12 protein-coding genes are annotated in these 14,465 nt (G+C 68.8%); 6 read left to right on the top strand and 6 right to left on the bottom strand.

What is annotated here, in order from left to right; genetic code table 11:
- Window positions 1-3: 3 nt before the first annotated feature.
- The 3 genes from Pph01_RS26735 to Pph01_RS26725 form a co-directional block, all read right to left on the bottom strand.
- Complete coding sequence (locus tag Pph01_RS26735; protein WP_239117036.1) at window positions 4-1,845, bottom strand: tetratricopeptide repeat protein; 1,842 nt, start codon at window positions 1,843-1,845, stop codon at window positions 4-6.
- A 310-nt stretch (window positions 1,846-2,155) separates the two neighbouring features.
- The gene (locus Pph01_RS26730; RefSeq protein WP_204075924.1) at window positions 2,156-2,659 is read right to left on the bottom strand and encodes a GNAT family N-acetyltransferase; all 504 of its coding nucleotides are present in this window, start codon (window positions 2,657-2,659) and stop codon (window positions 2,156-2,158) included.
- 21 nt (window positions 2,660-2,680) lie between these two features.
- Complete coding sequence (locus Pph01_RS26725) at window positions 2,681-4,273, bottom strand: NsdA family TPR-like regulatory protein (RefSeq protein ID WP_204075923.1); 1,593 nt, start codon at window positions 4,271-4,273, stop codon at window positions 2,681-2,683.
- A 340-nt stretch (window positions 4,274-4,613) separates the two neighbouring features.
- Between Pph01_RS26725 and Pph01_RS26720 the strand changes: the two genes are divergently transcribed.
- The 4 genes from Pph01_RS26720 to Pph01_RS26705 all read left to right on the top strand — a co-directional run bounded on the left by Pph01_RS26720 (window position 4,614) and on the right by Pph01_RS26705 (window position 8,392).
- The gene (locus Pph01_RS26720; RefSeq protein WP_204075922.1) at window positions 4,614-4,874 is read left to right on the top strand and encodes a hypothetical protein; all 261 of its coding nucleotides are present in this window, start codon (window positions 4,614-4,616) and stop codon (window positions 4,872-4,874) included.
- A 570-nt stretch (window positions 4,875-5,444) separates the two neighbouring features.
- Window positions 5,445-6,389 carry a mechanosensitive ion channel family protein gene (locus Pph01_RS26715; RefSeq protein ID WP_204075921.1) on the top strand — a complete coding sequence of 315 codons (945 nt, stop codon included), beginning with the start codon at window positions 5,445-5,447 and terminating at the stop codon, window positions 6,387-6,389.
- Between the two features lie 35 nt (window positions 6,390-6,424).
- A complete protein-coding gene (locus tag Pph01_RS26710) occupies window positions 6,425-6,808 on the top strand; it encodes a globin (RefSeq protein WP_204075920.1) in 384 nt (127 codons plus the stop codon).
- A 30-nt stretch (window positions 6,809-6,838) separates the two neighbouring features.
- Window positions 6,839-8,392 (top strand): glycoside hydrolase family 13 protein, encoded by a 1,554-nt coding sequence (locus Pph01_RS26705; protein ID WP_204075919.1) that lies wholly within the window; start codon window positions 6,839-6,841, stop codon window positions 8,390-8,392.
- A 165-nt stretch (window positions 8,393-8,557) separates the two neighbouring features.
- Here Pph01_RS26705 and ettA read toward each other — a convergent pair whose 3' ends face one another.
- The 3 genes from ettA to Pph01_RS26690 form a co-directional block, all read right to left on the bottom strand.
- Entirely contained in the window at window positions 8,558-10,222 is a 1,665-nt protein-coding gene (gene ettA, locus Pph01_RS26700; RefSeq protein WP_204075918.1) for an energy-dependent translational throttle protein EttA, read from the bottom strand.
- 10 nt (window positions 10,223-10,232) lie between these two features.
- Window positions 10,233-11,534, bottom strand: coding sequence for a GGDEF domain-containing protein (locus Pph01_RS26695; protein ID WP_204075917.1), 1,302 nt, complete (start codon window positions 11,532-11,534; stop codon window positions 10,233-10,235).
- Window positions 11,535-11,889: 355 nt separating this feature from the next.
- The gene (locus Pph01_RS26690; RefSeq protein ID WP_204075916.1) at window positions 11,890-12,582 is read right to left on the bottom strand and encodes a single-stranded DNA-binding protein; all 693 of its coding nucleotides are present in this window, start codon (window positions 12,580-12,582) and stop codon (window positions 11,890-11,892) included.
- Between the two features lie 201 nt (window positions 12,583-12,783).
- Here Pph01_RS26690 and Pph01_RS26685 point away from each other — a divergent pair, with 201 nt between their 5' ends.
- Together Pph01_RS26685 and Pph01_RS26680 are read left to right on the top strand one after the other, a co-directional pair.
- Complete coding sequence (locus tag Pph01_RS26685) at window positions 12,784-13,365, top strand: RNA polymerase sigma factor (protein WP_204075915.1); 582 nt, start codon at window positions 12,784-12,786, stop codon at window positions 13,363-13,365.
- Between the two features lies 1 nt (window position 13,366).
- Window positions 13,367-14,446 (top strand): LCP family protein, encoded by a 1,080-nt coding sequence (locus Pph01_RS26680; protein WP_204075914.1) that lies wholly within the window; start codon window positions 13,367-13,369, stop codon window positions 14,444-14,446.
- Window positions 14,447-14,465 lie beyond the last annotated feature (19 nt).

Genomic DNA, 14,465 nt, shown 5'->3' with positions numbered 1-14,465 from the left:
TGGTCATCCGGCCGTGTGGCGTTCGAGCGCCTCCCGGATGTCGGGGTCGCCGGGTGCGAGATCGCGGGCCCGCCGCAGGTCGAGCACGGCCTCCTCCGCGCGCCCCAGGGCGTCGAGGGCGGTGGCCCGGTTGAAGTAGAGCGCGGGGTCGTCCCCCAGCTCGATCGCCCGGGTGAGGTCGTCGACGGCGCCGGCGGGGTCGCCCGTCTCGTACCTCAGGATCGCCCGGTTGGCCCAGGCCGACGCCAGTCCGGGATCGGCCTGCAACGCGGCGTCGAACGCCTTCCCCGCGTCCGCGAACCGGCCGGCCGCCGTCTCCAGCTGGCCCAGGACGCCGTGCAGGTGGGCGTTCCCGGGATCGAGGGCCAGGCCCGCCGCCACGTCCTCGCGGGCCGCGTCATGCTCGCCCAGCATCTCCAGGATCCCCGCGCGGTTCACGTACGCGTTGAGGTAACCCGGGTCCAGATCCAGAACATGATCGAGGTCGGCTCTGGCCGCCTCCAGGTCTCCGGCCGCCAGACGCAGCTCGGCCCGGTTGTAGTACGCCTCGGGCAGCGGCGGGCTCACCAGCATGGCGGTCTCGTAGTCGGCCAGCGCGTCGTCCGGACGGCCCAGCTCCAGCAGGAGATTGCCCCGGTCGAGGTAGTGGTCCGGGAAGGAGGGATCGATGGCGATGGCCCGGTCGAGATCGCGCAGCGCCTCCTCGGCCCGGCCGGTGCGCGCGAGCAACTGGGCACGGTTGGCGAACAGGACCATGCGGTGGACCGGGTGCGCGTCCTCAGGCAGATCGCGATCCGCGAGGTCGATCGCCGACTCCACGAGCTGGAGCGCCGACTCGATCCGGCCCTGCCGTAGCTCGATCAGCGCACGGCCGTTCTGGTCGAACCCGAGCTTGAAGGCCCGCTCCCGCCGGTCGTGCAGCAGCGTCGAGATCGCCACGGCCTCGTTGATCCAGCCGGTGGCCCGGCCCAGGTCCCGCTTGGCCGGGTCGGGATGGCGTGCGTCCAGCATCGCCGTGCCGTACGCGGAGGCCGCGTGGACGACGGGGTCCATGCTCTCGCGCCGGGCCTGTTCGTAGAGGTCCAGGGCCCGGTCGCGGCGGCCCAGCCCGCCCAGCGCGGTCGCCGTACGCTGCGTGAACCGCCACCACAGGTCGGAACCGCTCTCCGCGAGGCGCAGGCCGCGCGTGCCCAGCTCGGCGACGGCGTGCAGGAAGCCCTCGGTGACGCAGTGGTCCACCGCCTCCCACAACGCCCGCACCGCGGCGTCGGGGTCGCTGCCGTGCTCCAGGTGGTACGGCACGGCGCCCAGCGCGAACTCGCCGGTCAGCTCGGCCGCCCGCCGATCGTGCAGGCGAGCCCGCTCATCCGGAGGAAGGTCGAGATACGCCTGGTAGGCCGGAGAGTCGTCGGAGGTGCCGTCCGAGGCCACATAGTCCTCGGGCGAGCCGCCGGAGGTGCCCTCCTGAGGGACGGCGTCGACCACGACCGGCTCACCCGGCTCGTCCAGGGGCTGCTCCGGGGACCCCATCGCGAGCGTGAGCCGTCCCACCCGGCGGGCGAGCACGGCCAGCAACTCACGGTCGGTGGGATCCGCCTGATGCAGGTTGTCCACGATCAGGGAGCGTGGTCCGGGCAGGCAGTCGCGGATGAACTCGGCGAGCCCGTTGGCGATCCGCAACGTCCGGCGCGGAGCCGGCACGAGAATCCGTTCGTTCTCGGAGAGGCGGGCCTCGATCGGTTCGCGTCGCGGGGGCACCAGGTGCCGAAGGTCCGGTGCGGCGGCGCGGATCTCGATGTCGTGCCGCGCCACCAGGTCAGGGGAACGCTCCAATGCGATCGGCACGAGCTCGCGCAGGATGACACTGCCGATCGAATACGGACCGCGCAACCGTCGATGCCCGTTGATCACAGGCGTCAGGGGGGCAGGTAACTCCAGGGAGCGGAGCGCCACCACGCGATCGCGGGAGAGGTTCCCCCGAACCCAGATGTGGCGGAGGTTCACCCCTTGTGGATGACGCTCGAAGTTCCCGTGAGCTTCATCGTGCCGGGCTTGCGGACAATGATCTTCTTCATTATGCCTCTTTCCCCGTTTAACGGATAAGGCACAAGTATTAGTACAAATCAGCCATCCGCCAAGAGCCCAGAGGCATTATCTATCGGTTGAAAAGTCGCGGAACCTCCGCATTCAGTCGTTTCTCGCCGTAGAGCACCACAGTGTTCCCACGAACCTCGCGGCGGAGCTCACGCCAGCCCGACTTGCGGTAGAGCTCCACGGCGGCGACCTGCTGGAGAGTCGTGTCACCGCGCAGCAGCGAGTAGCCGAGCTGCCCGGCCCGCTGCTCCAGCGCCGCCATGATCTGGCCGCCGTAGCCCCGGCGCTGATGGCCCGGATGCACCCGGAGCCTGCACATCTCGGCCGTCTCCTCGTCGACCCGGCGCAGGCCGCCCATCGCGACGATCCCGAAGCCGGCCACCTCGCCGATGAGGAAATCGCCGCGGTCGGCCAGGTAGACCTCGCTGATCCTCGGGAAGTCGTCGTCGTAGTAGACGCCGTCGCCCGGCAACAGACCCACCTGGGCCAGGCCGATCTGATGCAGCGTCCACACCGCGTCGAGATCGGACCAGCGGTACTGCCGGATCTTCAGGACCGCCACCATGTCGCGCCCTTCACACTTCCGTCACAGGGTTGTTTCCAAGCCGGATGCCGACGAGCTGGGCTCTGTGGGAATGAGACGGTCACGGAAGGCCTGCAGTTGCGGCAGGTCGCCGTGCTTCGCCTGGATGGCCTTGATCAGATCGGCTGCCGGCCGCATGGCGAGCCGGGGGAAGTCGTCGGACTCGAACGCGTCGACGGCCGCGGTGGCCATGATCAGCGCCTCGTCGACGTCGCCCTCGATGAAGCGGCACATCGCGCGGTCGAACCGGATGAGCGTCTGGTCGAGCAGGTCCTCGCCGGAGTACTTGCCGAGCGCCTGCTCCAAGACCACGTCGGCCTCCAGCGTCTGGCCCAGCTTCACCAGGACGTCGCCCTGGTAGAAGTAGAGCTGGCGCTCGGTGTACCCGAAGGCCGCGTCCTCCTGGTCGTCCGTGCTCATCTGGGCGAAGGCCTGACGGGCCCGGTGCAGCGCCCGCTTCGCCTGCTCGACCACGTCCTGCCGTGTCCCGTTGGCGCCGGCCAGCATCGCCAGGGCCCTGGCCTCGACGACGGGCGCCATGGTCCTGGCCGCACAGGGCGTGTGCCCGGCCATGTCGCGGCTCTTCTTGGCCAGCGACAGCGCCTCGCGTGGATCGCCGTAGTAGAGCGGCACCAGCGCCTCACGCGCGGTGACCCAGGCCCGCAGCGCGCGGTCGCCGGTCTCGTCGGCCGCGGTGCGCCCGGTGCGGAAGAACGATCGTGCCAGGCGATGGTCGCCGAGGTCGATCATGATCATCCCGCACAGTCCGGAGAGCTGGGCGGCCATCCGGCACAGACGCTCCTGCACGTCGACGGGCTGGCGGCGTTCCATGGCCTTGCGGACCGTGGAGAACTCCAGCAGGACGTCGCAGAGCAGCCGCAGAGGCGGGGTGTTCATATATTGGCGGCCGAAGCCGGTGGTCGATTGCTCCCACTGGTCGAGCATCGCCGGGGAGACGGTCGCCGACACCATGGTGTCGTCCATCTTCCGCCGCACGTTCTCGACCGCGCCGAGCAACTGGCTGTCCATGCCGACGCCGGCAGTGACACCAGCACCGCCGGCGAGAAGCTTCAACAGCGTCCTGCGTAGCACGTTCTCGTCCTCCTCGCCCCCGTCGGTGGGAGGAAAGCCGCCGTCCTCGCGGACCAGTAGCTGACGCAGCCCGGGGGTAATGTCGGGTCGTTCTTCTTTCGGCTCCGCACCACCGGGAGCGCCGGGCGCCAGGTGGGGATGACCGCAGATGCAGGGACCCTCGAATCCCAGAGCGGCCGGCTCGACCCGGTAGACCGAACACAGGTAGTGAAGATACTCGGGACCAGGCCTCTTCATGCCCGACTCGTACGCGGACAGAAGAGTCTCACCGATGCCGGGGGCGGGTTTCCCGTCCCTCTCGAACAGGGCTCGCACCTGTTCGATCACATCGGCGAGGGCGATGCCGTTCGAGAGACGATGCGACTTGATCTTCGTGGTGCCGAACTGCGGTCCGCACACCTCATGGATCTCGTCGGCGATCATGGCCAGGATGCGCCCGGCCGCGAGGCCGCGAGCCCGCACCTGACGGGCGATCTCCGTCTCCCTGTGCTGCCTGCCGGACATTCCGGCCCCTCTCTCGTGACCGGCCGCGCTCGCCGCTCACGTGTCCCGACCGGTCCTCATCTACTAACGGAGTGTGACACGAACGTCGCGCTCCGCCTACCTAATAATGATGGCCCAAGCGTTATCCGGCAAAGACCCAGGACTGAACGTGCTGACTAAGGATCGTCCTCCGGTAGGGGGTTTCTTTCAACCCACTTGGGGTTTCCTCCACCACAGGGCCCTCTTGCACTCGTTGACCCATTCAGTTCGGTGAGTCATGGTGGGCGCACCAGGCCGAAGATGCAGGATTGCAAACCGTGCAATTCGGGTCGAAGCCGAAATTGACGGAGGAGGACGCGAGGTGGGCGAGGACGATGTGCGGCGGCTGGAGCGACTGGTCGGCGAGCTCGATGCCCGAGGGCTGAGCGCGCGTGTCGTGCGCGCACCGTCGGGGCGCGCCTACGTGCGTGTCATCAATCCGAACGCGACGAGCCTCACCGAGAACGTGGTCTGCCAGGCCGCCGACTACTGGTGGTCCTGGGGAGAGCGGATGCATCGGGCCGACGATCCTGCGGGAGCGGCCACCAAGGTCGCCCGTGTGCTCGCCGCGGTGAGCGAGTAGGAGAGGCGGTGGGCCGGATGACGCTCAGCCACGCCGGCCCACCGCCCCCACCGCGGCTCCGCGGAGCCGGTGGGGTGCCCGGTGCGGAGCGTTCCACCGGAACGTTGTGGCACCCCGCCGGTTCCGCGTCAACCACTCAGACTCATGTACGGCACCTGCCGCCCCGGCCCGAAGGGCGGCGCCCATGACCGGCCGTACACACCAGACTGCCGTCCGGCACGGCCGACGAGGCCGGACTGGAGGGCTATCGGGGGGATCCCCCCCTCGGAGAACGGCCAGGGACATGCTTCCGGGTGCGTGTCCCAGCCCTGCCGCACGTCACTGGAGCGTTCCCGGTCCGCCCTCCGCGGCCCCGGATCGATGGGCGCTTCCGTCTTCCCCGGCGATGTGACGGTGGCCGGTTCGGTCGGCAGCATGGGTTAGGTTTTCCCTGCCTGCTGCTGTCGCCGAACCGATCCGAGGGGGATCCACCTATTGTTCCCGCTGTCGACCGTGTCGCCCCCGTTGCCGCTCGCGACAACGCCCCCGGGGTCGCCTGGTCCGTTCGACTTCACCACGACTGCTCAGAACATGGCGAAGGCCTGCGAGAGCGGTGACGGCGTCCTCTGCTCGATCCTCAACGCGGTGGTCCCGGACAAGGGCTTTCCGCCGTGGGTGCCCCTCGTGGCCGGGGTCACGGATGTCATCCTCGCCCTAGGGCTGATCCTGGTCATCGCGCTCATCGTGCGGAGCGTGGCGCACCGACTGATCACCAGGGTCACGCTCCACGCGAGCGAGGGCGTGCTCCCCGAGCGACTGCGCGGCAAGAACCTTCTCGGCGCCGACACCACCTCGGCGATCCTCACCGAGCGGCGCAGGCAGCGCGCCGAGACCATGGGGTCGGTGCTGCGGAGTCTCGCCTCGGTCATCATCCTCGGCACCGCCACCCTGATGATCATGGCCAGGCTCGGGGTCGAACTGGCCCCCCTCCTGACCAGCGTCGGAATCATCGGCGTGGCCGTCGGCTTCGGCGCGCAGGAGCTGGTCAAGGACTTCATCGCCGGCATGTTCATGCTGCTCGAAGACCAGTACGGCGTGGGCGACGTGATCGACACCGGGGTGGCGACGGGCACCGTCGAGGCGGTCACGTTGCGCATCACCCGCATCCGCGACGCCGACGGCACGGTGTGGTACGTACGCAACGGCACGATCACGCGCGTTGGCAACGAGTCCCAGGGCTGGTCCCGGGCACTCGTCGACGTCCCCGTCCCCTACGACGCCGACGTCTCGGCGATCCGCGAGCTGCTCAGGGACCTCGCCGCCGAGATGTACGCCGACCCCGAATACCGGGAGGTCGCCATCGTCGAGGAGCCTCAGGTGTTCGGGCTGGAGCAGATCTCCGACACCGCGGTCATCTTCCGCGTCAGTGTCAAGACGGTTCCGTCCAGCCGGCTGGCGGTCGCCCGCGAGCTGCGCCTGCGGATCAAGAACGCGTTCGACCGGCAGGGCCTGGCGTTCGCCAGCCCCACCGTGTGAACCGACCTGGCCTCCGCCTGACCTAGGCTTGAACGGTGACAAGCGAGCAGACCGCCTCCTTCTTCGAGGCCGTCGGTGGCGAGGAGACCTTCCGGCGACTGGTCCACCGGTTCTACGAAGGCGTGGTCGAAGATCCTCTGCTGCGCCCCCTCTACCCCGAGGACGACCTCGACGGAGCAGAGGAGCGCCTGCGCATGTTCCTCATCCAGTACTGGGGCGGCCCGAACGACTACAGCCAGCAGCGTGGCCACCCCCGGCTGCGCATGCGGCACGCCCCGTTCGTGATCGGGGAGCCCGAGCGGGACGCGTGGCTCAAGCACATGGGCGACGCCGTACAGTCGCTGGACCTGCCTCCGGAGCAGGAGAAGCAGCTGTGGGACTACCTCGTCTACGCCGCCCACAGCATGATCAACGCATAAGTCGGGGAGACGGCGGGCAGCGATTCAGCCATGGAAGATTCCCCCTGGTGGCGTGACGCCGTCGTCTACGAGATCTATGTCCGCAGTTTCGCCGACGCCTCCGGTGACGGCGTCGGCGATCTCGCCGGGGTCCGGAGCCGCCTGCCGTACCTCGCGGCTCTGGGCGTCGACGCGATCTGGCTGACGCCCTTCTACCCCTCTCCCATGGCCGACGGCGGCTACGACGTCGCCGACTACCGCGACGTCGACCCGCTCTTCGGGTCCCTCGCCGACTTCGACGACCTCGTGGCGGACGCCCACGCCCACGGTCTGAGGCTGATGGTGGACATCGTCCCCAACCACAGCTCCTCCACGCACCCGTGGTTCCAGAAGGCCTTGGCGGCTCCCAAAGGCTCCGAGGAACGCGACCGCTACATGTTCCGCGACGGGCCGTCCTCGACCGGCGACGGCGCCCGCCAGGAGCCCAACAACTGGCTCTCGGTGTTCGGCGGGCCCGCCTGGACGCAGGTGCCCGACGGGCAGTGGTACCTCCACCTGTTCGCGCCGCAGCAGCCCGACTTCAACTGGCGCAATCCCGAAGTCCGCGAGGAGTTCCTCGACGTCCTGCGTTTCTGGCTGGATCGCGGAATCGACGGATTCCGGATCGACGTGGCGATGGGCCTCATCAAGGCCCCCGGTCTGCCCGACACCGACCCCGGTTTCGGCGCCACGTCCCCGATCTGGAGCCGGCCCGAGGTCCACGACATCTACCGCGACTGGCGGCGGGTGCTCGACTCCTATCCCGGCGTGCGGGCGGCCGTCGGCGAGGTCTGGACCGACTCGGCCGAGGACCTCGCCCTCTACGTGCGGCCCGACGAACTCCACCAGAGCTTCAACTTCGCCTGGCTGGAGGCGCCGTGGTCCGCGACGGCGTTCCGCGAGGTCATCGACGCGACCCTGCGCGCCGTCCCCGCGCCCACCTGGGTGTTGTCCAACCACGACGTCGTCCGGCACACCACCCGCTACGGCGAGGGGGCTCCCGACCCGTCCATCGGTCTCGCGCGGGGCTACGCCGCTCTGCTGGCGATGCTCGCCCTCCCCGGGTCGGCATATCTCTACCAGGGGGAGGAATTGGGCTTACCTGAGGTGAAGAACCTTCCTCCCGAAGCTCGCCAGGACCCCATCTTCATCCGATCCAAGGGCGAAGTCCTCGGCCGGGACGGCTGCCGCGTGCCCCTCCCCTGGTCCGGTACGGCCCCGCCATTCGGATTCGGGACGGGGGGATCCTGGCTCCCGCAGCCGGCGGACTGGGCCGAGCTCACCGCCGAACGGCAGGCCGCCGACCCGTCCTCCACACTGGCGTTCTACCGGAGAGCCCTGGCCGCCCGCCGTGCCCTCCGGGGCGCCCTGCCGGACACGATGAGCTGGCTGGAGGCACCGAGCGACGCCCTGTTCCTCGCACGCGGCCGGCTCGTCTGCGCGATCAACTGCGGGACCGAGCCGGTACGGCTCCCGCCGCACGAGCGGGTCCTGATCTCCAGCGGCGCACTGGACGGGCCGGATCTCCCGCCGGACACGGCGGCCTGGCTCTACACCGCCGGATGAACCACTGAACGTTGAGGTCGCGGCTCGAGGCTGACGCCGCTCGGCGGTGACGGCGGCTACAAGGGGCTTCGACGGCCGCGAAAGGCCGGAAACGGTTACGGCCGGGACGATGGACGTCCCGGCCGTGAACCCACGTGCGGCGCGCTTCCCTAAGTCGCGTCTGACCTAGTCGCGGGTCAGCTTGCGGTAGGTGACGCGGTGCGGCCGCGCGGCGTCGACGCCCAGCCGCTCGACCTTGTTCTTCTCGTAATCGGCGAAGTTCCCCTCGAACCAGAACCAGTTCGAGCCCTCTTCCCACGCCAGGATGTGGGTGGCGATGCGGTCGAGGAACCACCGGTCGTGCGAGGTGATCACCGCGCAGCCCGGGAAGTCGAGCAGCGCGTTCTCCAGGCTGGAGAGCGTCTCGGTGTCGAGGTCGTTGGTGGGCTCGTCGAGCAGCAGGACGTTGCCGCCCTGCTTGAGCGTCAGCGCGAGGCTGAGCCGGTTGCGCTCGCCTCCGGACAGGACACCCGACGGCTTCTGCTGGTCGGGTCCCTTGAACCCGAACGCGGCGACGTACGCCCGCGACGGCATTTCGACGTTGCCGACCTTGATGTGGTCGAGCCCGTCGGAGACGACCTCCCAGACGTTCTTCTTCGGGTCCATGCCCTCGCGGCTCTGGTCCGCGTAGGAGATCTTCACGGTCTCACCCACCGTGATGGCTCCGGCGTCCGGCGTCTCCGCCCCGATGATCATGCGGAACAGCGTGGTCTTACCGACGCCGTTGGGTCCGATGACGCCGACGATGCCGTTGCGGGGCAGGTCGAAGGAGAGCTCGTCCATGAGCACCCGGTCGTCGAAGCCCTTGGTGAGCTTCTCGGCCCGGATGACCGTCGTGCCCAGACGGGGGCCCGGCGGGATCTGGATCTCTTCGAAGTCGAGCTTGCGGTACTTGTCCGCCTCGGCCGCCATCTCCTCGTAGCGCTGGAGACGGGCACGGCTCTTGGTCTGGCGGGCCCGGGCGTTGGAGCGGACCCACTCCAGCTCCTCTTCCAGGCGCTTCTTCCGCTTGGCGTCCTTCTGGCCTTCGATCTTCAGACGGGCGGCCTTGGCCTCGAGGTAGGTCGAGTAGTTGCCCTCGTAGGGGTAGCACCGGCCGCGGTCGAGCTCAAGGATCCAGTTCGCGACGTTGTCCAGGAAGTACCGGTCGTGGGTGACGGCCAGGACCGTCCCGGGGTACTTCTCCAGGTGCTGCTCCAGCCACTGGACGCTCTCGGCGTCGAGGTGGTTGGTGGGCTCGTCGAGCAGCAGCAGGTCGGGCTGCTCCAGCAGCAGCTTGCACAGGGCCACCCGGCGGCGCTCGCCACCGGAGAGCTGGGTCACGTCGGCGTCGGGCGGCGGGCAGCGCAGCGCGTCCATCGCCTGCTCGAGCTGGCTCTCCAGGTCCCACGCGTTCCGGTGGTCCAGCGCGTCCTGCAGCTTGCCCATCTCGTCGAGGAGCTCGTCGCTGTAGTCGGTGGCCATCTGCTCGGCGATCTCGTTGAACCTGTCGAGCATCGCCTTGGTCTCGGCGACGCCTTCCTCGACATTGCCCAGGACCGTCTTCGCGTCGTTGAGCGGGGGCTCCTGCTGCAACATGCCCACCGTGAAACCGGGCATCAGCTTGGCGTCGCCGTTGGAGGGCTGCTCCAGGCCCGCCATCATCTTCAGGAGCGTGGACTTGCCCGTGCCGTTCGGGCCCAGAACGCCGATCTTGGCTCCCGGCAGGAACGACAGCGTGACGTCGTCAAGAACCACCTTGTCGCCGTGCGCCTTGCGCACGCGCTGCAACGTGTAGATGTACTCCGGCATGCCCCTAAGACTAGGGGATCGCGCCGGTGGTGCCGTCCGCTCTGCGCTGACGCGGGGGCGCCGGGGTCGCCGGAAGGCAGATCCGGTCGCGTCCCAGGGCCTTGGCCCGGTAGAGCGCCAGGTCGGCGGCCGCGAGCAGCTCGATCAGATCCTCGCCGTGGGTGTTCATGATGGCGACGCCGGCGGAGACGGTGACCGACACCATGACATGGTCGGCGGCCACGGCCATCCGGCCCACCCGGGTCCGGAGACGCTCGGCGATCCTGCGGGCCTCGGTGAGGTCGGCACGTGGGAGCAGGACCACGAATTCCTCGCCGCCGAACCTGCCGACGACGTCGTACTCACGCAACTGGCTCCGCAGGGTTGCGGCGACCTCGATCAGCACCTGGTCGCCGACCAGATGCCCGTGCGTGTCGTTCACCCGCTTGAAGTGGTCGATGTCGATGATGATCAGGGCGAGCGTCTCACCGGTCCGCTGCGCCCGGACGATCTCCGTGTCCGCCTCCAGCTGCCAGGCCGCCGCGTTGAGCAGCCCGGTCTTCGGGTCCGTACGGGCGGCCGCCTGGAGCTGGGCGTGCAACAGGCTGCGCTGGAGGAGCACGACGGGCGGGAGCACCAGGAGCAACAGCCACAGGTTGAGCCCGCACACGACGGCGACCAGCACCCCGAGGCACAGCTCCACCGCGTCGAGCAGGAGCCGCTCCCGATCCCACAGGACCGCGCTCCAGCGGCCCTTGGGATCGGCGGTGTGCGCGGCGACCGCGATCAGGGCCGTGTTGAGGACGGTGAACAGGATCGCGCAGGCGACGGCGACCGCGATCGGGCCGGCGCCGCCGCTGCTCAGCAGCACCGGATCGCCGATCCAGCCGTGGAAGGCCGCCGACGCCGCGCACGCGGAGAGGCCGATCGCCGCCGCACTGAACACCCGCCGGTACAGGACCGTCGCCCGCACGCGGGTCTGCAGCAGGAACTGCAGGGGAATCGGGGCGAGCAGGGCGTAGAGCGGGGGCAGCAGGAGCGCCGCCGGTAGCCACCAGGCCGACAGCAGGTCACGGGAGACGCCGGCCGGCATGCCCAGCCGCCGCGTCGCCTCGATGCAGACCACGCCGCAGAACGTCAGCGCCGCGAACGTCAGGAGATCATGGACGTGCAGGTCGGTCCGCGCCGCGATGACGCAAATGGCGACCAGGTCGAGGGCGATGATCCCGCAGAGATAGATCTTGAGCGGGCGCGGCAGGGCGAGCAGGGGCCACCGGCCCCGCGAGAGGATCGCTTCTCGCGGCTTGGCCGAGGTATGACTGGGCCCCGTCATCCCGCCCCCCCAACGCAACCAAAACGGCGTCTCACGATGTGTAACACAATAGTTGCGGAGTGTGCGGCGCGCGACGGGAACCGCTACCTTGGCACGGTGGCTATCTGCATCTGATGGCCTAGGGGTGGGTCTGCGGCGATTTGCCTGGAGACCTATCTGGTGGAAATCCGTTCCATTCGGAGCGGGCTGTTGGGAAAGGAGCAGCCATGGTGCGGGGTGTTACCTGGACCTGAGTTGGTGCTCTTGCAGCGACACGGAAAGTCGCCATCGGCCGATCCCCGGAAGCTCCCCAGCGGTGGGCACCGGCCGCGCACGGCCGATGCCCCTCCACAGTGTCGGATGACCGAACCCCCGGCTACGCCGCTCGGGTGCCCGTGAGCCAGGAATCAGCTGCCCCGTCGTCCCCCTCCTCCTCATGGTTCTCCTCGACCTCGCCGATCTCAGAGCGCTCGGAACCGTCCCCTCCTCCTTCGACTCCGGCCCCTCCGCCCTCCAACGCCCTCAGCCCCTCCGAGAGACCGCTTCCCCGCGTCCCTGACACGCTCTCCCCCAGTGCGGTCACTCCGGCCGCCGCAGGCGCGGCCACCGCCGCAGGCGCGCCCACGGCTGCTCCGGGCGCGCTGAGCTCCCACTCCCTGGTGGCGTCCTCCATGCCCTGCCGGTCGTCGCCGGCGACGCCGGCATAGGCCCGGGCCGGCTTCTCGAACGTGGCGATGCCCCATTTCAGGTCGTGACCGACGGAGACGGCCTCGATCTCGGCCCAGAACCGGTTTTCCCCGTCCCGCTCGAACTGCTTGATCCGCAGTCTGCCGTACACGACGACCGGCTGGCCCTTGGCGATCGACTGGTGGACGTTGTCGGCCAGGCCCCGGTAGCAGCGAACCGTGTAATAGGTGGTGTCCCTGGTCTGCCAGGTGTTGGTCTGCTGGTCGAGGACCCGCCTGTTGACGGCCATCCGCATCGAGGTGACGCGGGTGCCGTCCTTGAACTGGTACTGCCGTGGGTCGTCGGTGACGTTCCCGCTCAGCGTGACGTAGATGTCGCTCATGACGCGCCTTCCAGGGTCCGGGCACTCGCCGGACTCCGATGACACAGTGGCCCGCCGGTCGTGATCTCCACGTTTCCGAACGTCGTTCTGGGGATTTCGGGCACGCTGTGGACGGCCGTGAACCCGAACGGACAGGAGTGGCAAGACATCGTTGTCCCCCATAGCCCACGAAAGGCCGCGTTTCATGCAACGGTGCCAGCGATGACTGCTCAAACCGCAGCCGTACCACGGGACTCCGACCTGATCGCCGACTCACGGACGGAGCCCGAGGCCTTCGCGGTCCTGTTCGACCGCTATTCCGGCATGCTCTATCGCTACGTGTCCCGGCGCGTGGGTCCGGAGATCGCCGAGGACCTCGTCGGAGAGACGTTCCTCGTGGCCTTCGCCGGCAGGTCGGGTTACGACCTGTCGTACGCCGACGCCCGCCCGTGGTTGTTCGGCATCGTCACCAACCTCATCTCCCGGCATCGCCGGACGGAGGCCGCGCACTACCGGGCCCTGCAGCGCAGCCCGATCGAGGACGTCGCCCAGAGCGATGACGACCGGGTGGCCGCCGGGGTGACCGCACGGGCGGCACGCCCGCTGCTCGCCCGAGCCCTCGCCGGTCTCGCCGCCAGGGATCGCAACGTCCTGTTACTGGTCGCCTGGAGCGACCTGTCGTACGAGGAGGTCGCCCAGGCGCTGGGCGTGCCGATCGGCACCGTGCGGTCCCGGCTCAACCGGGCCAGACGAAAAGTCCGCTCGGTGCTCGGTGACAGCAACCCGATGCGCGAGGAGAACTGACATGGACGATCTGAAGATGCTCCGTGACCTCGGGCGCTCCCTGGAGCACGAACCCCCGCCGTCGCTCGTACGCCAGCGGCAGCGACTGCTGGAAGGCGCTCGGCCACGGCGCCGCGTCCCCCGTCTGATGCGCGGCTGGGGGTTGATCGGGCTCGCCGCCGTGGTCACGGCCGCCGCGATCGTCGTGCCGACGATGATCGTCCACCCGCGCTCGGAGAAGGCGCCCGTGACCGATCCCGCCGCCCGGCCGGTCGCGTCAGAGGAGCTCAACCTGCTGGTCCTGGGTGTGGACAGGCGCATACCTGTGTCAGTCGTGGGAGGCCCCGACAAACTAGGAGCCAGAAGCGACACGATGATGCTCGTGCACATGCCCGCCGACCGGAAGAAGATCACGGTCGTCTCCGTTCCGCGGGACACCATGGTCCAGATCCCAGCCTGCAAGGATGCCCATGGAACGGGCATCCCGACCCATCTCGGCCTGGTGAACTCGGCGTTCACCGAGGGCGGCGCCTCCTGCGCGGAGAAGACCGTCGAGTCCATGACAGGCGTCCGGATCGATCATGTGCTGGAGGTCCAGTTCGCCGGGTTGAAGAACATCGTGAACGCCCTGGGCGGAGTCGAGATCACGCTGCCGAAGGCTGTGAAGGACAAGGACGCAGGTCTGGACATGCCCGCCGGCAGGCATCTCGTGAAGGGCGATGAGGCGCTGGCCTACGTGCGAGCCCGGCACAACCTGGGCGACGGGTCAGACCTGAGCCGGATCGAGAGGCAGCAGCAGTTCCTGGGCTCGATGTTCAAGAAGGCCAAGTCGGAGCTGACCGATCCGGCCCGCATGTACGCCTTCCTGCGTGAGTCCAGCAAGGCGATCAAGACGACCCCAGCGCTCGGCGTGCGGGAGATAGCCGGCATCGCCCAGAGCCTGGCCGGGGTCGAGGCACGGGACTTCGATTTCGTCACTGTTCCGTGGCGTCCGTTTCAGCCCGATCCCAACCGGATCGAGTTGAAGCAACCGGCCGCCGACAAGCTCTTCACCAGCCTGGGCGGCACCCCTCCGAAGAGGACCGGCAAGAAGGCCCGGTGAACGAGGCCGGATCTCCCAT

Source organism: Planotetraspora phitsanulokensis (assembly GCF_016863295.1).
GTDB lineage: Bacteria > Actinomycetota > Actinomycetes > Streptosporangiales > Streptosporangiaceae > Planotetraspora > Planotetraspora phitsanulokensis.
The sequence above is the reverse complement of the archived record's forward strand: the minus strand, read 5'-3'. Positions and strand labels throughout refer to the sequence as shown.